Origin of the sequence: Alkaliphilus peptidifermentans DSM 18978 (assembly GCF_900101495.1) — a bacterium.
GTDB classification, from domain to species: domain Bacteria; phylum Bacillota; class Clostridia; order Peptostreptococcales; family Natronincolaceae; genus Alkaliphilus_C; species Alkaliphilus_C peptidifermentans.
In genome coordinates, this window is record NZ_FMUS01000010.1 from 1 (window position 1) to 26,604 (window position 26,604).

A 26,604-nucleotide genomic window follows, 5' to 3' on the forward strand; every position below is an offset into this window, starting at 1 on the left:
TTAAAAGGGATTAAATGGAAACGCGGCATGATGCGTGAAGATATAGTTGATATTGAAAACTGTAAGGACTATTTTGAAACCCGTAGTAATCATATTTGTGCATTATGCTTATTAGTATGCCCTATTGGGAAAGAGAGAGAAACATAGGTTTATCAATAATTATTTTACAATATAGAAGTTTGATCGATTATTAATATTAGGAAGAAATTCTGTTAAGCTTAGCTTTGCGGGCCATGTGACGATCACTTAACAATGTGTTTACGGGAGGTGCTGGCAGGGAAGTTTTTGAGGAAAGGTCAGAGCACCACACCTTCTCACTGGGTGCAAAGCACCGCGATGATGGTCTATCTTTAGGGTCCAGCTCAGGGACGTCGCAAATGCGAAACGTTATAGGAAATGGCAATCTCGGGGTTTTCTCTATAGTCATATTAATAAAGAGATAGAAGTTATCTAACAACATAGTACTAGAAATATATATAAATAATTTGTGAGGTATAAGAAATGATAGAAAGAGGGTCCGGCTCAGGGACGTCTAAACATGGAGACGTTAGGTGAAATAATCACTATTAGAGTAATAGTTTTAATATTTTAATAACAAGATTTTAATGGGGGTATTTCAATGAAACAGGAATTTGAAATGAACATATGTACGAAACCAATTGTAATGGGATTAATATTAACTTTTGCAGCCTTAATTTTTAGGATAATAGATATTTTTGTATTGAAACATGATGAGTTGTTAGGTGAAATTATTTTATCAAAAGCTATTGGTTTTATTATCGTAGTATTATTTCTAAGGATTGCTGGAAAATCGTTAAAGGACATTGGTTATTCTAGAAAAAATTCATCTTCGGCTTTCATTATAGGAGGACTTGCAACATTACTGTTGCTTATATTAAGTTATTTATTTGAGCTTATATTGTATTATTCGCATTCGCCACAAGTAATATTTACAGCTATAGATCCAAAGGCAGGAGTTGCTGGAGGTCTACTTTTTGGAATATTACTTACTATCGGTAATATTATAAATTGTTTTATGGAGGAGAGTCTTTTTAGGGGGACATTAATTCAATTATTTAGAAAGAAATACCAAATAAGAACTACAATAGTTCTTCAAGCATTAATATTTGGTATATGGCATATACCCTGGGCAATAAAATGGTACATAAGTGGAATAGTAACTACACCAATGGAGATAACTGGGGCAATTATTATGAATTTCATACCACAATTTTTGATGGGGATAGTTTGGGGCGTAATGTTTTATTATACACAATCTATTTGGGCACCTTGGATTTCGCATTTTTTAATAAACACTATTCTTAATTTAGTGCATACTAGTTATTTGAATGAATTAAACCTAGGCATGGTTTCTAGAATGGGCTTTTTTATTTTGATTTCTCTTGCAAGTATACCAATGATTAAAATATATACTTCTAAGAGAAAACTTGCTCCTCTTAATACTTGGAACTTTATGTGTGAGGTGGCAAAAGAAAAGTGAGTCAGGTGACTACTCCACCTAACAATGTGTTTGCACAAGGGTGCTGGTAGGCACATTTTTAGGGAAAGGTCAGCGCACCACATCCCTTAACAGGGAACGAAGTTCCGCCATGTTGGTCTATCTTTGAGGTCCGGTTCAGGGACGTCGTAAACACGGAAACGTTATAAGAAATTAACTCATTCATTTCAGGGAGTTACTTTGAAGGATAAGAGTTTAGGAGAGTAAGGTACTATGAAAATTACTGTTATTTATGGAACACCACGAAAAGCAAAGTCTAGTACATATAATATAGCACAGCATTTCATCAAATGTTTATCTGAAGGAGATGTTGTTAAAGAATTTTTTTTACCCAAAAGTATGCCTAATTTTTGTCGGGGATGTTGGGAATGCTTTACTAATTATACCAAATGCCCAGATTATGAATATTTAAATCCTATTGTAGAGTCTATGCTGGATGCAGATTTACTTATTTTTACAGCACCAGTTTATGTTTATCATGTACCAGGGCAAGTAAAAGCATTTCTTGATCATTTTGGATATCAGTGGATGGCACATCAACCAAGAAAAGAAATGTTTAGTAAGCAGGCACTTCTTATTTCTACGGCAGCAGGTGCTGGGACGAAGTCAACATTAAAAGATTTAAAGGATAGTATGAATTTTTGGGGGATTGCAAATACATATACGTTTGGAAGAAATACTCATGGTGCAGACTGGGATAGTGTAGCTGAGAAAAGGAAATTGAAATTTAAAAAGGAAGTTATTAGACTTGCTAGGGAAATAAAAGCTGATAGTCTCAATGTAAAACCTTGTCTTAAGGTAAAGGGTTTATTTTATATTATGAGATTTATGCATAAGATATTTAAGTTTAATAAAGCTGATGTTAAGTACTGGGAGTCATTAGGCTGGCTTGAGAATAAAAGACCATGGGATAGCAAATAAACATTTTATACAAAAAGAATTTATGAAGTGGGACACTAAGAATGAGGTATCTGACTGCAGATAACAGCATGTTTACAGGAGGTGTGGGGAGCCCGTTTTGAGGAAAAGGTCAGCGCACCGCATCCCTCCACCGGAACGAAGTTCCGCCAAGACGGTCTATCTTTGGGGTCCGGCTCAGGGACGCCGTAAACACGGAAACGTTATGTAAATTTCCTTATTATAAAATGATATTGCCAAAGTTGACCTCATTATAAATTTCAAAAACAATGTTAAAAGGAGAAATATTATGATAACCAACGAAATGATTAAAAAAAAACTAACTAATCTTTATTCTCACATATCTTTTGAAGCAGGGAAGGAACCTAGTTATAATAAGTTAAAAGAATTATTTCTAGATGAAGCAGTGGTTTTTGAGTATTTAGACTCTGACTATACAGAATATAGGGTTAAGAGGATTGAAGAACATATAGAAGAAATGTATGATATATTTGAGAAATATCCTGTGATAAAAGGTAGGGGATTTAAAGAACAAGAATTGAGTAACAAGAATATAATAAGTGGGCCAGTAGCACTTATTGTAAGTGAATATAAAAAAGAGTATTTTAATGGAAAGCATGAGGTAATTACTGTTGGAACTAATAATATCACCATGATGCTAATTAATGAAGATTTAAAAATAGTAAGTATAGGATGGTATGAAAACATATAACAGCCTGATAAAAGTCAATAACACAAGATTTTGGTAATCAGTAGAAGTTATTATAGCTGATTGGAAACTCCACATAACAGCGCGTTTGCGGGAGGTGCGGGCAGGCACGTTATTGAGGAAGGTCAGCACCACATCCCTTTACCGGGAGCGAAGCTCCGCTAAGGCGGTCTATCTTGTGGGTCCGGCTCAGGGACGTCGTAAACACGGAGACGTTATACGAAATGGGAAGTGGATCGCGCCTCCATGCGTGGTATAAAAAGAAGGGGGAAATCAGTGAAAAACAAATTGATGCTAATAGATAAATTACCAATAGATATTGATAATTTTCATATTAGGAAAATGAATCGTGAAGACATCGACTTACGCACTAATTGGCCTAATTATCCATCACCTTATGAAATGTTTGATGCTTCATACAAAAACAGACCATCGGAAGAAAGAGATGAAAGATGGAAGAAAATAAAAAACAATGAGAAGCTTGTATGCCTAGCAATAGAACATCCTAATGAGAAACTAGTAGGGATATATTATTCAGCAGAAATTGACTGGGAAGAAAAGACAGTAAATAATATGACCGTAAGACTACATCCCAATTGGTGTGATAAAGGAATAGTTTAATATACTTTGAATTTATAGCATGTATTCTATATAAGCAGTCACTACTCCCTATAACAATACATTTGCATAAAGGTGCTGGAAGCACGTGTCAAGGGAAAGATCAGCACACCACACCTTCTCACAGGGTGACAAGCACCGCCAAGGGTATTCCATTAAGGTCCAGTTCGAATGCGTCGCAAATACGAGACGTTATATAAAATCGCGAGCAAAAGGACGCTACGTCCTGTAGGCCTCTGAACAGGAAGGCACGCTACTTTACATAACAAAGCATTTAGCGCAAGGGTGCACATAGGCATGTATTTGAGGATGTAAAGGTGCAACAAATCTCTTCATCGGGAGCAAAGCTCCACTAAGAAGAATGGCTCTGTGGGTCCGGCTCAGGGACGTCCTAAACACGGAAGCGTTAGACGCCATCGTAGCAGAATCCGCGCATTTAGCACGGGAGATGAGCTGCGATAGGTCTTTGCAGTGTTATACATTACATCAGTATAAATACGAAGTACAGGAGGATTCTATATGAAATTTTGCATATTGATGGCAAGTCCAAGATTGAAAGGAAATACAGTTGAATTGTTAAAACCGTTTTTATCTGAGATTGAATGTAGTAGAACTGAGGTAACATATATTACATTGTCAGATAAAAACATTTTGCCATGCAAAGGATGCTATACTTGTCAGAATGTCAGTGATAAATACGGTTGTATACAACAAGATGATGTTTCAGACATCATGAGTAAAATAATAGATAGTAGTTGTGTTGTTTTGGCAACTCCAATACATTCTTGGTACTGCACAGCACCCATGAAAGCATTACTTGATCGACATTATGGTCTTAACAAATTTTATGGTAGTGCACAAGGTTCTTTATGGGAAGGTAAAAAAGTAGCAATATTAGCTACTCATGGATATGATAGAGAATATGGAGCAAGCCCTTTTGAAACTGGAATTAAAAGACTATGTGAACATTCAAAATTAAAATATATGGGAATGTATTCTGTTCGAGATGAAGATAATTTAGCATCGTTTCAGACAGAGACAGCAATAAATGGTGCAAGAGAGTTTGCTAGGAAGTTACTTTCGTGTGAGTAATAGACTTTTGACATTTGAGGGTGTGACATCCTGTTGCACTCTCAATCATGGAGCTGTCGACGGCGTATAACACTGTGTTTAACGCAAGGGTGCGGGCGTGTGCAGGGGGTAAGGTCAGCGCACCACATCCATTCACCGGGAGCGAAGCTCCGCCAAGGGGGAGCAGGAGGGTCCGGCTCAGGGGCGTCGTAAACACGTAGACTTTATGTGAAATTCGGATTACAAGGTTGTATATAACAAATAATATAACAAAATGGTTGATTTTAGGGAGTGGAGGATAGAGATGCAATATAAACAAAGAAATGTTGGAATATTAATTTTCGATGATGTAGAGGTTTTGGATTTTGCAGGTCCTTTTGAGGTTTTTTCTGTAACAACCATAGAAAATCAGATAAATCCCTTTCTTGTTTACACTATTTCAGAGAATGGAAATATGATTACTGCAAGGAATGGTTTAAAGGTTAAACCAGATTATAGATTTGAAGATGTGCCAATATTAGATATTCTAATTATTCCTGGTGGACTAGGAGCTAGAGAGCGTGAAATATACAATGATAACTTAATTAGTTGGATTAAAAATCAAATGGAGAAAGTTGAACTTATTACATCTGTATGTACAGGTGCTCTTTTATTGGCTAAAGCAGGAATACTTAACGGTAAAAAGGCAACTACTCACTGGGCTAGTCTTAATAGATTACAATCGGAATTTCCTGATGTATATGTACAGCATGGTGTAAAGTTTGTTGATGAAGGAAAAATTGTTACTTCAGGAGGCATTTCTGCGGGAATAGACATGTCTTTTCATATAGTGAAGAGATTGTTAGGTTCTGAGGTTGCTAGAAGAACCGCTAAGAGAATGGAGTATGAAATAATAATATAGTCTAGGTTCAAATAAAAAAATAAAGAGTTATTGTTTTTCGCTATTTTTCAGTGACCGAACTCCACATAACAGCGTGTTTACAGGAGGTGCTGGCTGGCATGTTTTTAGGGAAAGGTCAGGCACAACATCCCTTCACCGGGAGCGAAGCTCCGCCAGGATGGCCTATCTATGGGGGCCGGTTCAGAGACGTCGCAAACACGGAGATGTTAACTGAAATTCTATCAAACTGTACGCGACAAATTAATTTTTTAAACGAGGAGAAAACTAATGAACAAGGTTTTTATATTTCGAGGAAAAGCAGCTACTGGAAAAACAACAATAACAAATATATTGAGTAATAAGCTAAACGTTGCTGTTCTGCGAAAAGATGATATTTATGATATGCTATCAACATTTGGAATGAACCATTCAGAAAATAATAAAGCATCATATGATATTTTAGGAAAAATTCTTCAAACAAACGTTAATACAAATTGCAATGTTATTATTGATGTTAGCTTAGCTCATAAACCATATTTAAACCAGTTTCTATCAAAAATAGACTTTAAAGAATCAGAAGTTTATCAGTTTTTATGCATATGTAGTAACAATGATGAATGGAAAAGAAGAATTGAAAAAAGATTGGACAACCCAACACCAAATCAATTCTTCAGGAGCGTAACAGAAGCAGTAGAACACTATGAGCAATTGAATATCGAACCATTGGAAAATGAAATTATTCTTGATAGTGCCATGGATATATCATTTATTATGAAGAAAATATTCGAAGAAATAGCTAAATAAGCAAATTAAGAAAACTTTACATATAATTATTAGTTGAAGTAGTACTACAATTAGTTAATTTGGGGGAGTAGTATTAATAATTATTGTGCTTTCGGACTTAAGTTAGCAGTTTATTTACACAAGGGTGCCAGGAGCAAGTTCACTGAAACTTGATCCATAGCCATAGTGAAGCGGGGTCAAGCACCACACCTTCTCAATGGGTGGCAAGCACCGCCAAGACGGTCTACCTTAAGGGTCTAGCTCGAAGGCGTCTGGAATGGCAGAGACGTTATATGTCATTATCACTATCAGAGTAATTCTTTGAGGTCTGTTATTATAGATGTACATAGGTAAATTAATAGTCCTTTGAAAGGGAGCGATTAAGTGGAAAAATACAAGGCAGTTTGTTTTGATATGGATGGAACTTTGATTACAAATACTAATTCAGTAGAGTACCTTTGCCTATTGAATGGGAGAGAAAAAGAAGTACGGGAGATTGAAATACGTGAAGAACAGAATGAAATGACGTGGATTGAAGCCGATTATGTAAAAGCAAAACTTTTTACAGGTTTAGAAATAAAAAGGGTAGAGGACGAATTTCAAGAGTACATAAAGCTTATTGGTAACATAGAAAAAACGTTAGAAGAATTGAGGAACAATAATATTAGATCGATTCTAGTTACTGCCGGCCCGATACAGGTTGCAAAAGTACTTGGAAAGATGTTTAAGTTTGATAGAATCTATGGAAGCTCATATGAGGTAAAAAATGGATTGCTCACAGGGGAAATATTGGAACATTTAGGCGACAGTGGAAAAGTAGATAGTTTGAACAAGTTCTGTTCTGAAAATAATATTGAACTCGAAGAAGTAGTAGCAATTGGAGATAGTGCTTCGGATATTAAAGTATTCGAAAAGAGTGGTAAATCGATAGCTATCAATTACTCTGATAAATTAATTGGAAAAGCAGATGTGTACATGCAAACAAATGATTTATTCGATGTAATAAAGCATATAATTGGGTAGCACTCTGCAGCAGTGATAACAACATATAACATTTAGCGGTGTATCAGAAGTTGAGCAAAAAATATTCCCGCTTAAACGAGAACTCAGAGCTCAATTTCTGATACACCTTGTTGAACGAAGCGGCGGGGATTTTAACGAATTTAGGTGGTAGAACATGAAGGAGAAACCGTCGAATAAATTCCAAAGCATCCAAAGACATAAGTTTCTGTTTACCACCATCCTTGTAGTCCTTACACTTAAAAGTAACTATATCATTTTCAACCTTAACAATACGATGATTGAGATGGCAACTCGATGAGTATAATTCCCAAGGTATTTCATGACATGACTAGGCTTTTTTAAGTTAGGCTTAGAATAACTTAGACATAAAAAAGCTCCTTTACAAAATATTTTTAAATACAATATCATCGTAAAGGAAAAAACAAAGATATGTCTAATAGATATATTTAAAGGAAAATTTGGTGGGTTTTAAAAGCCACCGCGATAAGCGGTTTAGTTCAACACTGTGTTTACGGGAGGTGCAGGCTGGCACGTGTCAGGGGAAAGGCCAGCGCACCACATCCCTTCACCGGGAACGAAGTTCCGCCAAGACGGTCTACCTTTGGGGTCCGGCTCAGGGACGTCAGGTTGTGTAAAAAAGCAAGCTTGCTCATACATAGAGCCAATATAATTAGATATATTTCGTAGTATACAGTGAAAATACATAACTTCCTTGATTAAAATACATTTTAATATATAATTCATATTTAAAAAGGGCTATCAATGTTTGTATCTTCTTTCGTAATCCTTGTGTAACAAGTATGTCTGTTTTTGACACTTCTCCTTCTTCAATGTGTTTTGCTAACTGATTTAATTCCTCAACTCGATTTTTTGCATGTGGGGTCACGACCTATTGGCTTTACCACTGCATATTTAAAACCTAGACCTTTCATATCTATGATATCAACAATCGTATCTATAGCTCTTACTGGATTATCTTCTGTAATAATTATATGGAAAGAGAAATAAAATACGATACATTTACAGGTACCGTGCAGGGAGGTATTATCTCAACAGTATTGGCAAACATATAGCTTAACGATTTTGACTGGACAATTGGGAGAAAGTATCATCCCCCCAAAGGAAGATACAAGCATATTAGCTCAGACAGAAGAAAACTCAGGGAAAAGGGAGTTAGCCCCAAATATCTAATAAGATATTGTGATGACTGGAATGAATTCAAGGAAAAGCTAAGAAGAAATTATCCAATACAAAAACCATTCATGGAAAGTAAAAACGAACAAATGGTACTAATTATATAAGCTGAACTGCGGAAGTAGAGATATACAACTGAGGAGCCCAGTGCGGGAAATCTGCATGCTGGGATCTGTGCCAGGGGCGATGGGTGACTGTCGGCTCTATGGTGACTGTGACATCTCTACCATAGGTTAATAGCTTGGTAAAAATTGATTTCATAATAGATGCATAAGGCGAAGTAAAGAAATACATATTCCAGGTAAAGCAAGTATGGATTAGAATTTAGGTTAAGTCAAAAATTTGCTTATACTATAAAGGATTGAGGAGGGGAACTTACTTATGAAATTAATTTTAACTAGACTAACAGCAGTTATAGTTATCACATCTTTGATGCTTGCAACTGCTTGCGAAATAAATAAGAAGAAGGAATTAAATACATTTAATACAGAGGTAAAAGAAGAAATAAATGAAATATTAAGTGGGCTAAATTTTAGAGGGACGATTCTCATTGCCCAAGGGGATAAAACCTATATTACAAGTAGGGGAGAATATTCTGATAATGATTTAATGTATCCTATAGGATCCATTACTAAGGTTTTTACATCAGTAGCTATTATGAAACTTCAAGAAGATGGAGCATTAAATTTGGATGATAAATTATCAAAGTATATTCCTGAAATGAAACACGCAGATTCGATTACAATAAGAAATTTATTATCCCACAGATCTGGAATTCCACGTGATGTTTTAAAATTTTTTGATTTAGGTAATAATATTGAGGGGTCAAAAAGAATGTATAAATATGGGTCTGAGCATTATTCAGACATGTCTCGTTCTGAATTCAACAATATTATAGTGAGTGGTGATTTTGAATTATTGTCTGACCCTAATGATAGGTTTTTCTATTCTAACTTCGGTTATGTATTATTAGGTATAGTTATTGAAAGAGTATCAGAAAAAAGTTATATGGAATATCTTGATGAAATTATTTTCAAACCACTTAATATTGAAGATATAGGCTTTTGGGAAAACAGCGAAAAAGATAAATATGCAAGATCAATTTATTATAATGAAGAAGAACTATATGCTACCAGAAAATTTGGCCATTTAGTAACACAATCGGCAGGAGGATTATACGCAACAGCAGAAAGTCTTTTACAGTTTGCTAAAGCATTACAAACAAATCAGATCCTACAATCAAAAAGTTTTGAAGAAATGACAACAAGAATAGATGGTTACTATGGTTTAGGCATAATGATAGACTTAAAAGGAAATTATTTTCATTTTGGTACTTTTAGTAGTTTTAGTTCTATGCTAAAAATTTATAAAGAAACTAACAATACTATTATTATTTTAATGAATGATATAGACTCTCGCAAGTTAAGCGTTGTAGAGGATCAAATTTTAAAAGTGATTAATCAAGAAAACCAATAAATAAGTTTTAATTAGTGAAATTTCTGAAGCTACGCTATTGATGGATATTGTGAAGCAAAGGTAATATTATGGGTAGAGTTTCTATATTTCATTATAAAAACAAAGGGGAGAAATAGATGTTAAATGTAAAATTTTACAATGTAAATACAGTAGAAGAAAGCAAATTGAAATATGCTGTTATTATGTCAAAATTTAATAAAAGATGGATATTTGCAAGACATAGAGAACGGGAAACTTGGGAAATTCCAGGTGGGCGAAAAGAGAAAAATGAAAATATAAACACTACTGCCTCAAGAGAATTAATAGAAGAAACAGGGGCGAAGGAGTTTGTAATTACCCCCGTATGTATTTATTCAGTAGATAATGGAGAAAGTGAATCCTTTGGACAATTATTTTATGCAGAAATAAAACATCTTGGTGAATTAGCTAATTCAGAAATCGATGAGATACAATTATTTGATGATATACCTGAAAACTTAACATATCCACTTATTCAACCATATTTATTTGAAAGAGTAGAAGGATATTGTACAAGTAATAAAATTTCTTAGTAGTTTCTTTTGAAGACGTCTTAAAGATAACAAAAATAATAGTATATGTAGAGAATATAGAGTTACCGAGACGATCACATAACATTTAGCGGTGTATCAGAAGTTGAGCAAAAAATGTTCCCGCTTAAACGAGAACTCAGAGCTCAATTTCTGATACACCTTGTTGAACGAAGCGGCGGGGATTTTAACGAATTTAGGTGGTAGAACATGAAGGAGAAACCGTCGAATAAATTCCAAAGCATCCAAAGACATAAGTTTCTGTTTACCACCATCCTTGTAGTCCTTACACTTAAAAGTAACTATATCATTTTCAACCTTAACAATACGATGATTGAGATGGCAACTCGATGAGTATAATTCCCAAGGTATTTCATGACATGACTAGGCTTTTTTAAGTTAGGCTTAGAATTGACATTCCAAGGTATAGAATATAAAAAGTCAATAAGCTCCTGGAAGTTACGGGGATATTGTAAATAGTCGATATCACCAAAAAAGTTAAGCTCATTATTGGCATATATCCGGTTAAGATAAAAGAGAAATTTGCCTCCGAACACACTTCCAAGAACCTTAACATGGATAAAGAACTTCTTTTTCGTATGAATAAATCTAGTATTATTCATAGCTAAGCCACCACCAGGAAGGATACAGTGAATATGAGGGTGAAACATAAGGTTTTGTCCCCAAGTATGTAAAATAGCAGAAAATCCAATGTTAGCACCCAAGTGTTTAGGATCACTAGAAAGCTCCAAAAGAGTTTCACAAGCAGCTTTAAACAAAAGATTATATATTTTCTCTTGGTTAAACAGAGTAATTGAGCGCAGCTCTTGGGGAAGAGTAAAAACTACGTGAAAGTAGTGTGTTAGCAGCAAAGATTGCTCTTGTTTATTCAACCACTGCTCTCTTTTAAAATCTTGACATTGGGGGCAGTGTCTATTTCTACAGGAGTTGTAGGAAATGACTTCATGACCACATTCATTACAAGTATGAACATGAGCATTTAAGGCAGAAGTCCGACAGGACTCGATAGCTTTCATTACCTTTGCTTGATTATTAGTTACCCCATATTTTTCACGATACAATGTGCCATATTCTTTGAAGATACTCTGAATATCTGCCATATTACTCACCTAATGTATCTAAAGGACTGATAATATTTAAAATATCCTTGCTGGTTAAATGCAGATAAATACTGGTAGTTTGAATGTTGGTATGCCCAAGAAGTTTTTGTATATAGACAAGATCAACACCAGATTTAAGAAGATGAGTAGCAAAGCTATGTCTTAAAGAATGAATAGACACATCTTTAATAATACCAGCTTTATCTTTGGCATCTTGAAAAACCTTCTGAATGGTCCTAACGGATAAAGGTGCTAAAGTTAATTCATTAGGAAATAGCCAATCAGAAGGTCGATACACCTTGAAATACTCACGAAGAACTAACAAATTAGCTTTACCCAATAAGGAATAACGGTCTTTATTTCCTTTTGCATCGTGAATATGAATCTGCATGTTACCGCTGTCAATATCAGAAATTTTTAAATTACAAACCTCACTAACCCGAAGCCCAGCAGAATAGGTGGTCGTCAAAATAGCTTTGTGTTTTAAATTAGAAGTTAAAGCTAATATGCTTTTTACCTCATCCTTAGATAAAACAACCGGAAGCTTTTTAGCTTTTTTAACCCTAGGAATGTTTTTCATATTCCGATCACGGTTCAAGGTTGTTTCAAAGAAAAACTTAATAGAGCTATAGGCAGTATTTACAAAAGAACAGCTTAGCTTTCTTACAGAAATACTGTGGAATAAGTAATCACGAATATCCTCCTCACTAAGCAATTCAGGGGATTTACCATAATGATTAGAGAAATGCTTCACATTATCCAAATAAGTCTTTTGAGTGTTTTTACTATAGCCTCGCAGAACCAAATCCATTTTCATTTTTTCTAATAACTTAGACATAAAAAAGCTCCTTTACAAAATATTTTTAAATACAATATCATCGTAAAGGAAAAAACAAAGATATGTCTAATAGATATATTTAAAGGAAAATTTGGTGGGTTTAAAAAGCCACCGAGATAAGCGGTTTAGTTCAACAATGTTTTTGCGCAAGGGTGCTGATAGCACGTATTTAGGGAAAGATCAGAGCACCACACCTTCTCACTGGGTGCGAGCACCACCAGGGGGAAAGGGCAAGCGGGTCCAGTTCGAAGCCGTCGTAAACACGGAAACGTTATATGGATTTGCTGGGTCACATGTAGAGGGTTGGTAAAAAATTGAATTAAAAGGACTGAATAAAATGTTAATATATCCGCATAAAGCTGTTTTTGGCTGGGATGGAGATAATGGAATAGGGGATATGCTGATTCTAGATATAACTGATGGAAAAAAAACAGCAACATGCAGTTTCAAAGAAGAATATACGGAACTAGAATTACAAGAGCTTTTTGAAACAAAAGGGAGAATCGTTACTGTAGAAGATCACGAAGGAATACCTAGATGTAATATAAGAATTATTGATATTTTTGAAACTACATTTGGAAATCCTGATTTAAGATTGGTTAAGGGAGAAGGAAATGGAGAAGATGTAAAAAAGTTTCAAGAAGACCATCGCCATGCTTGGAATCAAACAGTAAAGGATAAAAAATTGACTGACGATACACTGCTTATAGTTGAGTTGTTTGAATTAGTAGAAGTAGCGAAATTAGTATAGTCTAGAAAAAATATTTGAACACCTAGAGGATGTATAAATGGTCTATTAGGACTTGATTTACTTATGAAAATTGGAGCAGTAATTGACTTGAATGAATTAGCAATTAGAGTAAGATAAGTAAACCGGGAGATAGATAGTCGCCTCAGTTGCGGCTATTATTTTTTGCTGTATGACTCCGTGTAACACTTTGTTTACGGGAGTGGGGACGGTACGTGTTAAGGGAAAGATCAGGGCACCACATCCCTTCACCGGGAACGACTTCCGCCAGGATGGTCTATCTGTGGGGTCCGGTTCAGGAACGTCGTGAAGCCAAGACGTTAGATGACATCTATTAATTGAGTACTTTAGAGTGAGTTTTTTAAAAATATCAGAACTAATTTAATATAAATAAGGAGCTGAATAGATTGAAATTAAGAAATTTTCTACCGTTAATCATTGCCTTGCCATCAGTTGTCATTGGTGCTGTAGCCATGTATTTAAATAAAATCTCAATAGGTATATGGAGTCAAAATATTGTTGTACTAATAATCTTGGGATTTTTTTCCTATTTATTTTTGAAAGAAAAACCTAAAATTAGTAAAAGTAACTCTTTTGGTTTTATTGTTCCAATAACAATAATTCTCTTATTTCTAACATTTTTAGATAGTGGTTTAGATGGTGTTCATAGATGGGTATCTATCGGTCCAATTAAGCTGAACGTTGCAAGTATAATGTTACCTATTTTAATTATAGAATTATGGAGAATTTTAAAAATATTAAATTGGTGGTATTCCATGATAATTACCATAGCAATTTCTATTTTACTCGCTTTACAACCCGATGCATCACAAACAACGGGGTTTATATTTCCAATGATAATATTATTATTAAGTAAAGCCAACAAGAGTGTTATTCGATATAGTATTATAAGCTTAATATCAGTAATTCCTATAATATCTTGGATTTTTATTGATAGCTTACCTCCTATTGATTATGTTGAAGAAATTGTGTTAATGGTCAAAAACTTAGGTGCAGTATGGTTTCTGATAGGAATTAGTTCTCTAGCACTATTGCCACTACCTTTCATAATATTTCCATCGAAGAATTATAGGTTAGTATCGATATGTCTTGGTTTGTACTTTATAATTATATTAATTTCTACATTGTTTGGTAATTTTCCAGTTCCACTGATGGGTTATGGAATTTCTCCAATAATCGGTTATTTTATAGCTATAACATGGTTATTAAAAGTTAACACAAAGGTTTTCAAGCTACAAGCATAGTCATTTGAATGTTTTTTAAGGGATGATGAAGAGGACGGCATATAACAATGCATTTGCATAAAGGTGTTGGAAGCATGTTTTTGGGGCAGGTTCAGCACCACACCTTCTCACTGGGAGCTAAGCTCCTCTATGGGGTATTCCTATAGGGTCCAGTTCGAAGGCGTCGCAAATGCGGGAACGTTATATGACATTGTGAGCTAGTATTAGCATCTATGTTTGAGTGAATTGAAATTCGTTAGAAGGAAGGTTAACAATATGGATAGAAAAGTGGTTCTTTATATTGCTACAAGTTTAGATGGATATATCGCAACTGAGAATGATTCATTAGAATGGCTATTTAAGACAGATGGCGAAGGAGATAATGGATATTCAGAGTTTACTAAAACAATAGATACGATTATTCTTGGTAGAAGAACATATGATTGGATCATGAATATGGAATTAGGTAAGTTTCCGTATCAAAACAAGAAGTGCTATGTATTTTCTAACACGATATTTGAAAGTAATGAGAATGTAGAATTTATTAGTGAAGATACATTAAATTTCTTGAACAGAATTAAAAAAACTAGTGGTAAAAACATTTGGATAGTTGGTGGCGGAGAATTGCTGCATCATTTTATTAAGGAAAAGTTAATTGATGAATATATTATAACAGTGGCTCCTATATTAATCGGCAAGGGGATTCCGTTGTTTAAAAGAATTGATGTTGAAGTGGATTTAGAATTAAAAAGTATAAGACGTTTTAATCAATTTGTTGAACTTCATTACAAGTCTAAGTAATGTAAATGGACAAGGTTAATGTAACGGCAACTTCCGCTCACAACATCACATAACAGGTTGTTGTCAACATCACCGGCTTGAAGGTTTTGTGACTCGGAAGTAATTGAGCAGCGCGTTTGCATAAAGGTGCTGGAAGCACGTGTCAAGGGAAAGGTCAGCACACCACATCCCTTCACCGGGAACGAAGTTCCGCCAAGATGGTCTATCTTTGGGGTCCAGCTCGAAGACGTCATAAACACAGAGACGATATAAAATCGCGCGCAAAACCTGCCGTGACATCGTGTCACAGATTTATTAAGAGAGGTATTGAAGGAGAAAAATGAAAAGTAGTATTGATGATTTAAAAAAGCGTGGATATATTGAAAATATTGATATGAAGGATTATCAGAATCTATCACATGAAGAATTGTATATTTTGATTAAATCTCAAAAAGCTTATGAAAGAACTATAGCAGCTAGATTGCTTGGCGAAAATGTTCTAGATGAAGTAAGTGATATTCTTATAGAGGTACTTAGTAAGGAAAAAAATCTCTATACAAAAATTGAGATTTGCAATGTGCTAGAAAAGTGTAGTACAAACGAGGCGAAAAAAATGATTGTGCTATTGGGTAAAATTGGTGATAATCAGCACCATACTTTACCGCAAAGCATTTCAAAAAAAGTGAGCTATCCTTTGCCAAGGGATATTATTGCACGAACACTTGCTAAAATGAATATAAAAGTTTTACCTTTAATGATAGCTAGTAGAGATATTCATGCTATTCGGGAAATTATTGACTCTATAGGCTTTATGTGTTTTTATAATAATGTTTCTAATGAGAAGTTTATTGTTGGAAAGTTGGTAGAGTGTTTTGAAATCCACAAAGATGATGAAATTATTAGGTGGAAGATTGTGATGGCTTTTTCATCTTTTCAGGATAAAGATATTGTTTGTCGGCTTGAAGATGTAAAATTAAATGATAAAGAAGCATTAATTAGAGAAGAAGCAAAAAGATCATTGAGCCTAATAAAAAGGTGTATTTAAGGGGCTGACGTCCTGTCAGCCGCTGGTCTTTGGGGGCGCGCGACATTACATAACAGAACATTTGCATAAAGGTGCTGGAAGCACGTTTTTGGGGAGTGTTCAGCACCACACCTTCTCACTGGGTGCAAGCACCACTAATGGGTGTTCCTTTAGGGTTCAGCTCGAAGGCGTCGCAAACACAGAGGCGTTACACAACAGACCGATTAACTTGGGCACCTTCCTGGCATGATAAGTATTAGGGTGGATTTTTCATAAGGAATACATAGAAAATTTAAAATATTAGCGCTTACTAAACTACAGTAAAATAAATTTAAGGGGGTAATAAAATGGAAGGTGTTTATAGCCAAATTAAGATTGTAAAAGTACCAAAGATGCAAGTTGCAAGATATGTTATTATTAGTCCTAATCCAGAACATGATGTGATTTCTTACATGGATAACTGGGCAAAAAATAGTGGGTTATTAGATTTTAAAGATTATAAGCCAAGAAGAATAGGTTGGGATTTCCCGTTTGTGTCTAATCAACAATCAGAACAGTTTGGACTGCGCGGTTATGTGAGTGCATACATTATTCCAGAGAATTTTAAGCCTGAGTGTGGAGGAGTAGAAATAGCATACATAAATGAAGATACATATGCAACTTTAACAGTAACAGATCCCCATAGTAATTCTTTTGAAAAAATACCAAAGGGATATGAAGTATTGCTGGAGTTTATAAACAGTGGAGAATATAAAGCTACTACATGGGAGAATAGAATTGCATTTGAAGAAGAATATGATATTGATGGTGTTCACTATATGGATATATATATTCCTGTGAAGTAAAGAGCAAATCCCGGGAACGTTCTCCGAAACCATACGCAAAAGTCGCGCGTCTTGCCGAGAATTGTGTAAGAGTGCTTTAAAAGTTGTGCTAATTCATTATTTGAAGAAAAATGCACATCAGAAAAAAATGTTTATAATGGAGGAGTTAGCATGATAATATTTCAGTCTATTACAGAAGATTTATTAGCGTTTGCACTAGAAATAATTAACTCAAATTCTCATTATAATATTCTAGAAAACGGTAATCCCTTAAGGACAATAGAGGAAGTAAGAAATGAATTTCTCAACCAGAATACTGATAGCTATCTTATAATTCTAGAAAATAAGTATATTGGAATTATTGATTTCTTTAAAAAAAATCCTAATGACAATTATCCTTGGATAGGTTTACTTATGATTCATGGAGAGTATCATTCTATGGGATATGGTAAAGAGGTTTATCTTTTGTTTGAAGAAAAGCTAAAACAGCAAAACTTTGCTAAAGTTCGGATAGGTATATTACAAGAGAATACTAGTGCTCAGAAATATTGGACATCGTTAGGTTTCAAGTTTTATGGAATTAGTCAGTGGCAAGGAAGGACAATTGAATGTTTTGAAAAATCGTTGATAGAGCTTATGTAACTTCGGTGAATCATTTATTTGCTGAACATAGTTTTTAAAATCTGCAACACAGGTCAAGAACCATGTTTAAGGGGGCGACGTCCTGTCGCCCTCTGAATCGCGGGGCATATGGCATCGGAGAACAATGCATTTGCATAAAGGTGCTGGAATCACGTTTATAGGGAAAGGTCAGGCTCCGCTAAGGAGTATTCCTTTAGGGTCCAGTTCGAAGGCGTCGGGAATGACAGAGACGTTATTTGCCATCAAAAATATTAAGTTTTTGTTATTCAAATTAATGTTAAGGGGTTAAAGCGTAGTAATAGAAGTTGAAAAATTAAACACTGATGTTATAAAGGTTGTATAGCAAACAAGGAGGATTAATATGAGTGAGGTAAACGAGGTAAATGAAGAAAATAATGCACCTACATCAAGCGCGTGGCTAAATATTTGGATAAAACCCAAAGAAACCGTACGAGCAGTTATTAATAGAAATAAGAATAGAGGTATTATTTTTTTAGTGTTTTTTGGAAGCTATGCAACGGTTCTGAGAATAGTTTCTTTCAGTGATTTAATAAGAATATTGTCATTAAGAGAAATATTTTTATCAGTAGTCGTCCTAGGAAGCATAGGTGCATTGATATTTTACTATCTAGTGAGTGTTATATTACAACTTACAGGGAGATGGATTGGAGGAAAAGCTACATATAAAGAAATTAAATTAGTTAACGGATATATTAGTATAACCGCTATTTGGTGCCTAGTTATATTAATTCCTCAAATAATATTAGTAACTTTAGATAAATCAACACCACCTATATTAACTATGTTTAATATTTTAATTAATATTTGGATATTTATTATATATTTAAAGAGCCTTGCGGAAGTACAGCGATTTTCAGCTATCAAGAGCTTGTTAAATGTAAGTATAGTTAGTTTAATTATGTATATTACTTTATTTATTACGTTGTTAGTTATAGTACAGACATTTGGCAAACCACCTGGAGTAATCTAGGACTAGAGTTAATTGACGGCATATAACAAGCCATTGCCACAAGAGTGCAAGAAGCACCTGCTAGGGGAGAGTCTCTGTTGGCACAGTCACGGGGTAAAGTCAGCACCACACCTTCTCACTGAGTGGCAAGCACCGCCAAGACGGGCTATCTTTGGGGTCCGGTTCAGGGACGTCGTAAACACGGAAACGTTATATGACACTTATAATAGACTGTAAGTAGTGCTTAAGACAGTATATGAAAGGGGTACCTATATGAAACTAGTTCAGCCTTCTAAAGAAATGGAAAAGCACTTCATCAATATGGCAACCGACTATAGGGTGGCTAATGAGTCTCGTTACCAACTAGCTTTTAAAGAAGATTTTATCTTCACTACATATATAGAGAAACTAATTAAAGAATCAAAAGAGGAGAATTTAAAACCTGGCTATGTACCATCAACTACCTACTGGTTAATAAATGATTGTGGAAAAATATTAGGAGTTAGCAGATTAAGGCATTATTTAGCACCTCATTTAGAAGTGGAAGGTGGACATATTGGCTATGATGTTCCCCCAACTGAAAGAATGAAAGGTTATGGAACAATTTTACTTAAGTTCACATTAGAGAAGGCTAAAGAAATGGGAATGAAAGAGGTACTAATTACATGTGATACAGATAATGTAGGTTCAGCTAAGATCATAACAAATAACGATGGGATATTTGAAAATGAAATCATATCATATGAATCTGGAAAGAAAGTATCAAGATACTGGGTAAGTATAGAGTGAATTGCGTCATATAACAGCATGTTTATGGGAGGTGCTGGAAGCACGTATTTAGGGTAAGTTCAGCGCACTGCATCCCTTCGCCGGGAACGAGTTCCACCAAGATGGTCTATCTTTAGAGACCGGCTCAGGGACGTCGTAAACACGGAAACGTTAGATGACACACCAATATCCGGGCAGGGTTCTGAGGTCAGTTGATTCGTATTATGCTACTAAATATCAGCAAAGCGTGTTTAGCAAAGATTAGCTATAGTCTTTTATAAAAGATATGCAAGTTGTGTAGATGCAAAATTTTAAATAAGTGGAGGATAAACAGTTGTGCAATTATTTAATTAGAGAAATGAGGTTAGATGAAGTAGACATTCTTAAAGATATGCTATATGAAGCTATTTTTCAGCCAGATGAAACAAATTTATTGCACCGAGAGGTTATTGAGCAACCAGAGTTAAGAATTTTTATTGAGGATTGGGGACAAGCTGATGATTTATGTTTTTTTGCAGAGGTTGATGGAAAAATCGTTGGTGCAGTGTGGACAAGAATATTAGCTGGGGAAGTGAAGGGGTTTGGAAACATAGATGATGAGACCCCCGAATTTGCCATTGCTCTACATAAAAAATATAGGAATAAAGGCATTGGAACTACTCTAATGAAATGCATGATACGGTATTTAAAGGAACGTGGTTATAAGAGGGCTTCTTTGGCAGTACAAAAAGAAAATTATGCTGTTAGAATGTACCTAAAGGTAGGCTTTGAAATAGTTAAAGAGTCTGACGAAGAATATTTAATGGTCTATAATATGAGCTAATACAAGGAAGAATACACTTTTGCAGTTGAAGACACTCATCATAATAAAAAGCTCCTTTACAAAATATTTTTAAATACAATGTCATCGTAAAAGGAAAAAGTAAAAGAATGTCTAATAAGTATATTTAAAGGGAAATTATGGTTTTAAAAGCCACCGCGATAAGCGGTTTAATGAAACAATATTTTTGCGCAGGGGTGCTGGCAGCAGATGTCAAAGGAAAGGTCAGAGCACCACACCTTCTCACTGGGAGTGATGCTCCGCTAATGGGTATTCCTTTAGGGTACAGTTCGAAGGCGTCACAAATGAGAAACGTTCTCTGAAACCATACGCAAAGGCCGTGGCGTCCTGCCTTGGATTGGGGAGAACACTTTAAAAGCAGTGTTTATCATATTTGTAAATTCTATATTATAAAAAAAAGGGAGGAATTCTGAATTGGGTATTAGAAGTACAGCAAAAGCAATTATTGTTAACAAGGGCAAGGTGTATGGTATCGGAGAACAGTGCATTTGCATAAAGGTGCTGGAAGTATGCTGACGTTATAGATCCACTTTATGGACAACAGATAAAAACATGCAGTAAGAAAAGAAAATTATTACATGGTAAGGGGAAAGATTAGTGATAAAAGAATTAGACGTATCTCAAATAGATAATATAATGAAAATTTGGCTTGAAGTAAACATTAATACACATGATTTTATTTCGAAGATTATTGGAGGGCAAACTATGATGTTGTGAAGAAAGTTTTACCAGATGCAACTATTTATGTATATGAAGAAAATAATGAAATAAAGGGATTTATAGGTATTATTGAAAAGTCATATATTGCAGGATTATTTGTCTCAAATAAATACCATTCCAATGGAATAGGGAGTAAATTGCTTAAAAAATGCAAGCAAGATTATCCTGTTTTAAAGTTAGATGTTTATGCTAAAAATTTAAAAGCGATAAACTTTTATAAGAAACATGGATTTAAGATAGAACAGAAAAAAGAAAATAATGAAACTAAAGAAATTGAATACTCAATGATATGGAAGTTATAAATATAAAGAAAACTTTATTGAAACACATTTTTCTTAAATTAAAAAGAAGTCAATGAATGACTATTTCATAATTTCTATTAAATGTGGTATAAGAAAGTGAGATAAGTTGTGGCATCAACTAACAATGTATTGCCGGCTCCGCTGTGCTTCCACCAAACCTTTTCGCTGGGAGCGAAGCTCCGCCAAGACGGTCTATCTTTGGGGGTCGGCTCAGGGACATCGCAAATGTGAGACACTCGCCAAAACCACATGCTAAGACCGCTGCGTCCTGCCGCGGATTGAGGAAGAACGCGCTGTGCAAATTCATATTTGTAAACTTTAGAGAAGTAAGTAAAATTTATATAATCTACTTTGACTAAACTATTGGTTTACTTAATTCTACTTCCTGTAGGTTGAGTCGCTTTTAGCTATAGACTATGATTAAATTATCAAAATAACACATTAGTGATAGGAGTGATTACGATGGCGACAAAAACAACTATGGGAGAGACAATTTCCAATTTGAGAAAGAAGAATAACATGACTCAGACGGAATTGGCTAATAAAATGGGGGTGACCGATAAGGCGGTTTCCAAGTGGGAGCGGGATCTATCCTGTCCGGATATTAGTTCAATTCCTCAATTGGCTGAAACTTTGGGGATTCCTATAAACGAATTGCTTAATGTGAAAGGAAGTATGGAAAATAATAAAATCTCCGGAGATAAGATTGACAAAATATTTGATCTTGTGCTTAAAGCTGTTGCAGTAGCGATGGGAGTTGCTGTTGTGACATTATCTGCATTAAAACAGATTGAACCATCCTCAGCTATTACCTTGCTGGGAATTGGGCTAACTTGCTGCGCCATCGCTCTTTTAAAAGAAAATAAGAAATAAAGATTATGAGTAAATATTCATTTATAGGTATGCCGCAGAGTTTATATTGTACTGTACTGTTCAAATGATATGTTTAAGGGGGCGACGTCCTGTCGCCCTCTGAGTAAAGGGTCGTATGGCATCGGAGAACAATACATTTGCATAAAGGTGTGGGTAGCACTTTATCAAATTGAAGATTATGATCATATGTAGAGCGTTATTTAGATATTTGGAATAGAAAATTGGAAGTAATTAATTAGAGAAATTGTAAATAATTCCGCAATATAACAATGGTTTTACGCAAGGGTGACAGGTAAGTTCACCGAAGCTTTATCCATAGCCATAATGAAGAAGGTTCAATCACCATTCAATCACCACACCTTCTCACTGGATGACAAGCACTGCCAAGACGGTCTATCTTTATGGTCCGGCTCAGGCATATCGCAAACACGGAGAAGTTATGTGACATAGAATACTAAAAAAGGAGCACCTGAAAATGAATAATTATATTGACATTCTATTAAAGTGGTCAATTGGAGAGGAATTATTTGTGAGAGAAGTAAAAAGCTCTAAAATAGTTAAACAGGTGAAAGTAAATAATGGTAAAACATACTATCTAAAACTAAAAGAATCAATTGATGAAATAGAGAGGGAATTATATTTACAGACTACTCTGAAAAAATATAATGTACCAACTTCAATGCCTTTGATAAGTGTAGATAACCTTTATTATACATTCCATAATGAAGATATATATTGTTTATATGAAGAATTACCGGGAAGTCACGTAACAGACTTTTTTAATCTTGAACAAGTTTATTTAATTGGAGAGGCACTTTCACGCTTACATATAGGATTAGAGCATTGTAATCCTAATATGTTTAATACAAAAAATATGGATATAATGAAGCAGTTAATTGAATGGGCTATTCCTGAGAGCAAAAAGCTTGATAAAAACATAAATAATATAGAAGAATATTTGATTAGTAATTTTTTTCCAAATATTAACTCGCTATCAAAACAAATTATACATAGAGACACCCACCCACAAAACATATTATTTGATAACAAGAAACTATCTGGTTTTATTGATTTTGATATTTCAACTGTTGGGTTTCGTATATTTGATTTATGCTATTGTTCAACAGCTATTTTAATGAGTGATTTCTCAAATCAAAAATTAAAAAACGAATGGTTGAATATCTTCAAACATTTATATGAAGGGTATACGAGCAACATTACCTTAAGCAATGTAGAAATAAAATCGCTGTTTCCTATACTACTATCAATTCAACTTATTTTCATAGCTTTTTTTAAGGACAGGAATGAAGATATTGCCAGAATTAATCTAGAAGGGCTATATTGGATATACAAAAATAAAGACAAAATTGAGAAAGCGTTAATAACGATCGCATAAACAATGTTTTTGCGCAAGGGTGCTGGAAGCGCGCATTGAGGGAATGGCAGAGACGTTATCTGCAATCCTTGGAATAATGTAGAGGTAGTAGTTAACTTGATGCTGAAAGAAAGAATAAGTGTAATTAGTGATAGTTGTATTAGATTTAGTTAGAGATATAAAAATATATAGCCTATATGGAGGTTTGAGAATGCCTAAAGTAAAGCTAACAATTGTTGAAAGTCATTGCAGAAGTGGATGTCACATAAAAAATGAATCGTATATTGTAGAGGATATTTGCCCACCTATATGTCATGAATTATGGAATAACATTTATCCGAATATATGTGTTTTGCTAAATGGAGGAAATCTAGACTACGGTAACATTAAGGAAAAGAAATTTGAAATGACTTGTCCAGATAATAGTAGAGTGGTGATACGAGGTGAAGTATTGGAAGAATTCTAAATTAAAAAAGTTTAAGAAGCATACATTGATATGTAATCTTCTTAAAATACAAAGGAATTAAATAAATGTTTAAGTCACATTATCTTTTTAGGACTAGTTAGCCGGAAAATGTGTAGCCAGTAATGTTTATTAAATCATAAAGCAGAATATTGTTGAACAACTTATAAAAACTATAGTTATTAGGTAAATTATTATCAAAAATATATGAGGTGTTCTTATGGAGAATAATAAAGAGTGTCCAATTTGTAGATGTAAAGATATTGGTCAAGGTAAACAGATGGGTCATGCCTGTATGATTCCAATTGGGAAAATCTTCAAAGGTTCTGGAGTGATAGCAGATATCTGTACAGAGTGCGGCCATATTCTTTCTACTAGAGTAGATAAACCAGAAATATTTAAAATAAAAAAGTAAGTGGTATCATCTTCTAGATGCGTTATCAATGGTTAGAAAGAAATGGTGTAGTGAATGTAGCGGGTTCTTTGCCAACCGGACAGCAGATAACAATGTGTTTGCACAAGGGTACTGGCAGTTACGACTTTGGGGGAAAGGTCAGAACACCACACCTTCTCACTGGATGCGAGCACCACCAAGTGGGTATTACATTGGGGTCCAACTCAGGGACGTCGTAAAACACGGAAACGTTACATGAAATCATTAGAATAATAGTGCTTCTTTTGATGAGGATATAACTTTTTAGAGCATCCTGCCGCGGTCTGTGAGAAGGTCCATTGGAATCTATATTGATTAACATTAGTTTTATAACGTGCAATGAGTATTATTTATATTTCTAATGTGACATATAGTTGTCATGTTTATTTTGATATGATAATAAAAAACGAGATGAGGTGCAAATATGCTTTCACAATATGAGGCAGATATTATCGAAAAGGGTATAGAGCTATCATGGACAACATGGGCTAAAATGAGTGGTCAAACTCTGACGATAGGAGATATAAGTTATCTAAAATCTGATACCGATAGAGGGTTTGAAAGGATATTTTCAATTAAACTAAATAGAGAGAACATGGATTTTTGCATTCAGCAAATGATTTATTACATCAAAGCAGGGATTATGCCTGATTCTATGCTGATAACCCCTAACACCAAACCTGAAAATTTAGCTGAACTTTTATCACAGAAAGGATTACCTGTCGCCCTCTGAGTCACGGGGCATATGGCATCGTAGAATAATGCATTTATATAGGTGCTGGTAGCACGTGTCCTTTGGGGGCCAGTTCGAATGCGTCGCAAATACGGGCCTTAGGCTACATATATAAAATTGGAGGTGGCAGCCATGAAAAAGCTACTAGTAATTGTTGTAATTATAATGATGCTAGTAATTCCTGGATGTAGAAAAACTAACTATTCCAATAATCAAAGTGTAGTAAGTTCAAGTGAATATCAGTTCATGCAAGACAAAATGAAAATTTTAGAAGAAGAAAATAAAACTTTGAAAAGTGAACTGGAAAGTTTGAAAAATTTATGCTCTAGCTCAACTGAAAAAGCAATTAATAGCCAGAACAAAAAAGAGGTTACTCAGTTAGAGTATGATACATTGGAACTAAAATTAAAACTACTAATTGAAGAAAATGAAAACCTGAAGAAGGAATTAAAAAAATATATGGGACCATCGAATTACAACCCTAATAGAGATTTCGATCCTAGAAAGGTTAAGATAGGTGATGACATTGGTGGTTTCAGGGTTACTCAGGTTTATATTGATGATTATGATATGGAGAAAGTCTTTTTTGATGGATATTTTGTTATGAAAGGAAAACTAATAACTAATTTTCTGGGCGAGAGCCGTTATGGAATAAGGTTTCATAAAGAAGATATTATTAGAAACATTCCTATTCCAACAACATGGGAATTAGATAAACGGTACGGAGACTACAGTATGTTTTTTCGCCTCTTAAGTGATGAAGTCGTGGCTCAGGCCATTGGTAAAGAAGTAGAAGAGAACATATGGAAAAATGCACAACATGGTGTGGAAGTTAAATATAACATTATTGCACTTTTTAACGAATTTGAATACTGGACTCAGCCTAATACAGATGTTACTAGTAGCCTAAAGCTTGTAAAGTTAATATATATTGAGGAAGAAATTGATCATAATTAACGTCGCCTAACAGCGTGTTTACAGGAGGTGCAGAGGAAAGTTTTTAGGGCAGGGTCAGAGCACCACATCCCTTCACCGGGACGAAGTTCCGCCAAGACGGTCTGTTTTGGGGTCCGGCTCAGGGACGTGGCAAGTACGGGACAGTTCTCCGAAACCACACGCAAAGGCCGCAGCTCTTGCCGGGGATTGTGGAAGAACATTTTAAAAGC

The 26,604-nt window shown here is 34.8% G+C and carries 30 protein-coding genes; 26 read left to right on the forward strand and 4 right to left on the reverse strand.

What is annotated here, in order from left to right:
* Positions 1-619 precede the first annotated feature (619 nt).
* The 8 genes from BLP68_RS08395 (at position 620) to BLP68_RS08430 (ending at position 7,521) form a co-directional block, all read left to right on the forward strand.
* A complete protein-coding gene (locus BLP68_RS08395) occupies positions 620-1,501 on the forward strand; it encodes a CPBP family intramembrane glutamic endopeptidase (protein WP_091542381.1) in 882 nt (293 codons plus the stop codon).
* A 231-nt stretch (positions 1,502-1,732) separates the two neighbouring features.
* Positions 1,733-2,440: a flavodoxin family protein gene (locus BLP68_RS08400; protein ID WP_091542384.1), complete on the forward strand. Its 708-nt coding sequence runs from the start codon at positions 1,733-1,735 to the stop codon at positions 2,438-2,440.
* Positions 2,441-2,726: 286 nt separating this feature from the next.
* Complete coding sequence (locus BLP68_RS08405) at positions 2,727-3,149, forward strand: hypothetical protein (RefSeq protein ID WP_091542387.1); 423 nt, start codon at positions 2,727-2,729, stop codon at positions 3,147-3,149.
* 273 nt (positions 3,150-3,422) lie between these two features.
* Positions 3,423-3,767, forward strand: a complete 345-nt coding sequence (locus BLP68_RS08410) for a hypothetical protein (protein WP_091542390.1) — start codon at positions 3,423-3,425, stop codon at positions 3,765-3,767.
* 516 nt (positions 3,768-4,283) lie between these two features.
* Positions 4,284-4,856: a flavodoxin family protein gene (locus BLP68_RS08415; RefSeq protein WP_091542393.1), complete on the forward strand. Its 573-nt coding sequence runs from the start codon at positions 4,284-4,286 to the stop codon at positions 4,854-4,856.
* Positions 4,857-5,139: 283 nt separating this feature from the next.
* Complete coding sequence (locus BLP68_RS08420; RefSeq protein ID WP_091542395.1) at positions 5,140-5,736, forward strand: DJ-1/PfpI family protein; 597 nt, start codon at positions 5,140-5,142, stop codon at positions 5,734-5,736.
* A gap of 267 nt (positions 5,737-6,003) precedes the next feature.
* Positions 6,004-6,519 carry a P-loop nucleotide/nucleoside kinase family protein gene (locus BLP68_RS08425; protein WP_091542399.1) on the forward strand — a complete coding sequence of 172 codons (516 nt, stop codon included), beginning with the start codon at positions 6,004-6,006 and terminating at the stop codon, positions 6,517-6,519.
* 363 nt (positions 6,520-6,882) lie between these two features.
* On the forward strand, positions 6,883-7,521 hold the full coding sequence (locus tag BLP68_RS08430) for an HAD family hydrolase (RefSeq protein ID WP_091542402.1): 639 nt from the start codon (positions 6,883-6,885) through the stop codon (positions 7,519-7,521).
* A gap of 43 nt (positions 7,522-7,564) precedes the next feature.
* On the opposite strand, the gene BLP68_RS22435 is transcribed toward BLP68_RS08430, so the two are convergent.
* Positions 7,565-7,837 (reverse strand): transposase, encoded by a 273-nt coding sequence (locus BLP68_RS22435; RefSeq protein WP_408606030.1) that lies wholly within the window; start codon positions 7,835-7,837, stop codon positions 7,565-7,567.
* Positions 7,838-9,096: 1,259 nt separating this feature from the next.
* On the opposite strand from BLP68_RS22435, the gene BLP68_RS08440 reads away from it, so the two are divergent.
* Complete coding sequence (locus BLP68_RS08440; RefSeq protein ID WP_091542403.1) at positions 9,097-10,191, forward strand: serine hydrolase domain-containing protein; 1,095 nt, start codon at positions 9,097-9,099, stop codon at positions 10,189-10,191.
* Positions 10,192-10,307: 116 nt separating this feature from the next.
* Complete coding sequence (locus BLP68_RS08445; protein WP_091542406.1) at positions 10,308-10,742, forward strand: NUDIX hydrolase; 435 nt, start codon at positions 10,308-10,310, stop codon at positions 10,740-10,742.
* 96 nt (positions 10,743-10,838) lie between these two features.
* Here the strand turns inward: BLP68_RS08445 and BLP68_RS22440 are convergent, their stop codons facing one another.
* Genes BLP68_RS22440 through BLP68_RS08460 form a run of 3 tightly spaced genes read right to left on the reverse strand, consistent with a single transcriptional unit; the run spans position 10,839 to position 12,698 of the window.
* Positions 10,839-11,111: a transposase gene (locus BLP68_RS22440; protein WP_091542409.1), complete on the reverse strand. Its 273-nt coding sequence runs from the start codon at positions 11,109-11,111 to the stop codon at positions 10,839-10,841.
* On the reverse strand, positions 11,042-11,860 hold the full coding sequence (locus BLP68_RS08455; RefSeq protein ID WP_091542411.1) for an IS91 family transposase: 819 nt from the start codon (positions 11,858-11,860) through the stop codon (positions 11,042-11,044). The genes BLP68_RS22440 and BLP68_RS08455 overlap by 70 nt, the downstream gene beginning before the upstream one ends.
* Before the next feature lies 1 nt (position 11,861).
* On the reverse strand, positions 11,862-12,698 hold the full coding sequence (locus tag BLP68_RS08460) for a tyrosine-type recombinase/integrase (protein WP_091542414.1): 837 nt from the start codon (positions 12,696-12,698) through the stop codon (positions 11,862-11,864).
* Between the two features lie 337 nt (positions 12,699-13,035).
* Here BLP68_RS08460 and BLP68_RS08470 point away from each other — a divergent pair, with 337 nt between their 5' ends.
* The 16 genes from BLP68_RS08470 to BLP68_RS08555 all read left to right on the forward strand — a co-directional run bounded on the left by BLP68_RS08470 (position 13,036) and on the right by BLP68_RS08555 (position 26,395).
* Positions 13,036-13,449, forward strand: coding sequence for an ASCH domain-containing protein (locus BLP68_RS08470; protein WP_091542420.1), 414 nt, complete (start codon positions 13,036-13,038; stop codon positions 13,447-13,449).
* A 404-nt stretch (positions 13,450-13,853) separates the two neighbouring features.
* Positions 13,854-14,711, forward strand: a complete 858-nt coding sequence (locus BLP68_RS08475) for a cell division protein (protein WP_242876942.1) — start codon at positions 13,854-13,856, stop codon at positions 14,709-14,711.
* 255 nt (positions 14,712-14,966) lie between these two features.
* The gene (locus BLP68_RS08480) at positions 14,967-15,491 is read left to right on the forward strand and encodes a dihydrofolate reductase family protein (protein ID WP_091542423.1); all 525 of its coding nucleotides are present in this window, start codon (positions 14,967-14,969) and stop codon (positions 15,489-15,491) included.
* A 319-nt stretch (positions 15,492-15,810) separates the two neighbouring features.
* Entirely contained in the window at positions 15,811-16,515 is a 705-nt protein-coding gene (locus BLP68_RS08485; protein ID WP_091542424.1) for a hypothetical protein, read from the forward strand.
* A gap of 326 nt (positions 16,516-16,841) precedes the next feature.
* Positions 16,842-17,339, forward strand: a complete 498-nt coding sequence (locus tag BLP68_RS08490) for a hypothetical protein (RefSeq protein ID WP_091542427.1) — start codon at positions 16,842-16,844, stop codon at positions 17,337-17,339.
* 150 nt (positions 17,340-17,489) lie between these two features.
* Entirely contained in the window at positions 17,490-17,960 is a 471-nt protein-coding gene (locus BLP68_RS21420) for a GNAT family N-acetyltransferase (protein WP_143003076.1), read from the forward strand.
* Positions 17,961-18,321: 361 nt separating this feature from the next.
* Positions 18,322-18,951 (forward strand): YIP1 family protein, encoded by a 630-nt coding sequence (locus BLP68_RS08500; protein ID WP_091542429.1) that lies wholly within the window; start codon positions 18,322-18,324, stop codon positions 18,949-18,951.
* A 252-nt stretch (positions 18,952-19,203) separates the two neighbouring features.
* Entirely contained in the window at positions 19,204-19,719 is a 516-nt protein-coding gene (locus tag BLP68_RS08505; protein WP_091542431.1) for a GNAT family N-acetyltransferase, read from the forward strand.
* Positions 19,720-20,032: 313 nt separating this feature from the next.
* Positions 20,033-20,521, forward strand: a complete 489-nt coding sequence (locus BLP68_RS08510; RefSeq protein ID WP_242876943.1) for a GNAT family N-acetyltransferase — start codon at positions 20,033-20,035, stop codon at positions 20,519-20,521.
* A 731-nt stretch (positions 20,522-21,252) separates the two neighbouring features.
* Positions 21,253-21,561, forward strand: a complete 309-nt coding sequence (locus BLP68_RS08520; protein ID WP_330389119.1) for a GNAT family N-acetyltransferase — start codon at positions 21,253-21,255, stop codon at positions 21,559-21,561.
* A 462-nt stretch (positions 21,562-22,023) separates the two neighbouring features.
* On the forward strand, positions 22,024-22,434 hold the full coding sequence (locus BLP68_RS08525) for a helix-turn-helix domain-containing protein (protein WP_091542437.1): 411 nt from the start codon (positions 22,024-22,026) through the stop codon (positions 22,432-22,434).
* A gap of 529 nt (positions 22,435-22,963) precedes the next feature.
* Positions 22,964-23,830, forward strand: coding sequence for a phosphotransferase (locus tag BLP68_RS08530; RefSeq protein ID WP_176758937.1), 867 nt, complete (start codon positions 22,964-22,966; stop codon positions 23,828-23,830).
* A 190-nt stretch (positions 23,831-24,020) separates the two neighbouring features.
* Positions 24,021-24,275, forward strand: a complete 255-nt coding sequence (locus tag BLP68_RS08535; RefSeq protein WP_091542442.1) for a TIGR04076 family protein — start codon at positions 24,021-24,023, stop codon at positions 24,273-24,275.
* 217 nt (positions 24,276-24,492) lie between these two features.
* Positions 24,493-24,687, forward strand: a complete 195-nt coding sequence (locus tag BLP68_RS08540) for a transcription initiation factor TFIIIB (protein WP_091542445.1) — start codon at positions 24,493-24,495, stop codon at positions 24,685-24,687.
* 442 nt (positions 24,688-25,129) lie between these two features.
* Positions 25,130-25,438 carry a hypothetical protein gene (locus BLP68_RS08550; protein ID WP_091542450.1) on the forward strand — a complete coding sequence of 103 codons (309 nt, stop codon included), beginning with the start codon at positions 25,130-25,132 and terminating at the stop codon, positions 25,436-25,438.
* 132 nt (positions 25,439-25,570) lie between these two features.
* A complete protein-coding gene (locus BLP68_RS08555; protein WP_091542451.1) occupies positions 25,571-26,395 on the forward strand; it encodes a hypothetical protein in 825 nt (274 codons plus the stop codon).
* The last annotated feature ends 209 nt before the right edge of the window (positions 26,396-26,604 follow it).

Bases quoted from the DNA above. Each gene is read 5' to 3' on its own strand.
- BLP68_RS08395 (WP_091542381.1), top strand. From the start codon at position 620: ATGAAACAGGAATTTGAAATGAACATATGTACGAAACCAATTGTAATG.
- BLP68_RS08400 (WP_091542384.1), top strand. From the start codon at position 1,733: ATGAAAATTACTGTTATTTATGGAACACCACGAAAAGCAAAGTCTAGT.
- BLP68_RS08405 (WP_091542387.1), top strand. From the start codon at position 2,727: ATGATAACCAACGAAATGATTAAAAAAAAACTAACTAATCTTTATTCT.
- BLP68_RS08415 (WP_091542393.1), top strand. From the start codon at position 4,284: ATGAAATTTTGCATATTGATGGCAAGTCCAAGATTGAAAGGAAATACA.
- BLP68_RS08420 (WP_091542395.1), top strand. From the start codon at position 5,140: ATGCAATATAAACAAAGAAATGTTGGAATATTAATTTTCGATGATGTA.
- BLP68_RS08425 (WP_091542399.1), top strand. From the start codon at position 6,004: ATGAACAAGGTTTTTATATTTCGAGGAAAAGCAGCTACTGGAAAAACA.
- BLP68_RS08440 (WP_091542403.1), top strand. From the start codon at position 9,097: ATGAAATTAATTTTAACTAGACTAACAGCAGTTATAGTTATCACATCT.
- BLP68_RS08445 (WP_091542406.1), top strand. From the start codon at position 10,308: ATGTTAAATGTAAAATTTTACAATGTAAATACAGTAGAAGAAAGCAAA.
- BLP68_RS08455 (WP_091542411.1), bottom strand. From the start codon at position 11,860: ATGGCAGATATTCAGAGTATCTTCAAAGAATATGGCACATTGTATCGT.
- BLP68_RS08460 (WP_091542414.1), bottom strand. From the start codon at position 12,698: ATGTCTAAGTTATTAGAAAAAATGAAAATGGATTTGGTTCTGCGAGGC.
- BLP68_RS08470 (WP_091542420.1), top strand. From the start codon at position 13,036: ATGTTAATATATCCGCATAAAGCTGTTTTTGGCTGGGATGGAGATAAT.
- BLP68_RS08480 (WP_091542423.1), top strand. From the start codon at position 14,967: ATGGATAGAAAAGTGGTTCTTTATATTGCTACAAGTTTAGATGGATAT.
- BLP68_RS08485 (WP_091542424.1), top strand. From the start codon at position 15,811: ATGAAAAGTAGTATTGATGATTTAAAAAAGCGTGGATATATTGAAAAT.
- BLP68_RS08490 (WP_091542427.1), top strand. From the start codon at position 16,842: ATGGAAGGTGTTTATAGCCAAATTAAGATTGTAAAAGTACCAAAGATG.
- BLP68_RS21420 (WP_143003076.1), top strand. From the start codon at position 17,490: ATGATAATATTTCAGTCTATTACAGAAGATTTATTAGCGTTTGCACTA.
- BLP68_RS08500 (WP_091542429.1), top strand. From the start codon at position 18,322: ATGAGTGAGGTAAACGAGGTAAATGAAGAAAATAATGCACCTACATCA.
- BLP68_RS08505 (WP_091542431.1), top strand. From the start codon at position 19,204: ATGAAACTAGTTCAGCCTTCTAAAGAAATGGAAAAGCACTTCATCAAT.
- BLP68_RS08525 (WP_091542437.1), top strand. From the start codon at position 22,024: ATGGCGACAAAAACAACTATGGGAGAGACAATTTCCAATTTGAGAAAG.
- BLP68_RS08535 (WP_091542442.1), top strand. From the start codon at position 24,021: ATGCCTAAAGTAAAGCTAACAATTGTTGAAAGTCATTGCAGAAGTGGA.
- BLP68_RS08540 (WP_091542445.1), top strand. From the start codon at position 24,493: ATGGAGAATAATAAAGAGTGTCCAATTTGTAGATGTAAAGATATTGGT.
- BLP68_RS08550 (WP_091542450.1), top strand. From the start codon at position 25,130: ATGCTTTCACAATATGAGGCAGATATTATCGAAAAGGGTATAGAGCTA.
- BLP68_RS08555 (WP_091542451.1), top strand. From the start codon at position 25,571: ATGAAAAAGCTACTAGTAATTGTTGTAATTATAATGATGCTAGTAATT.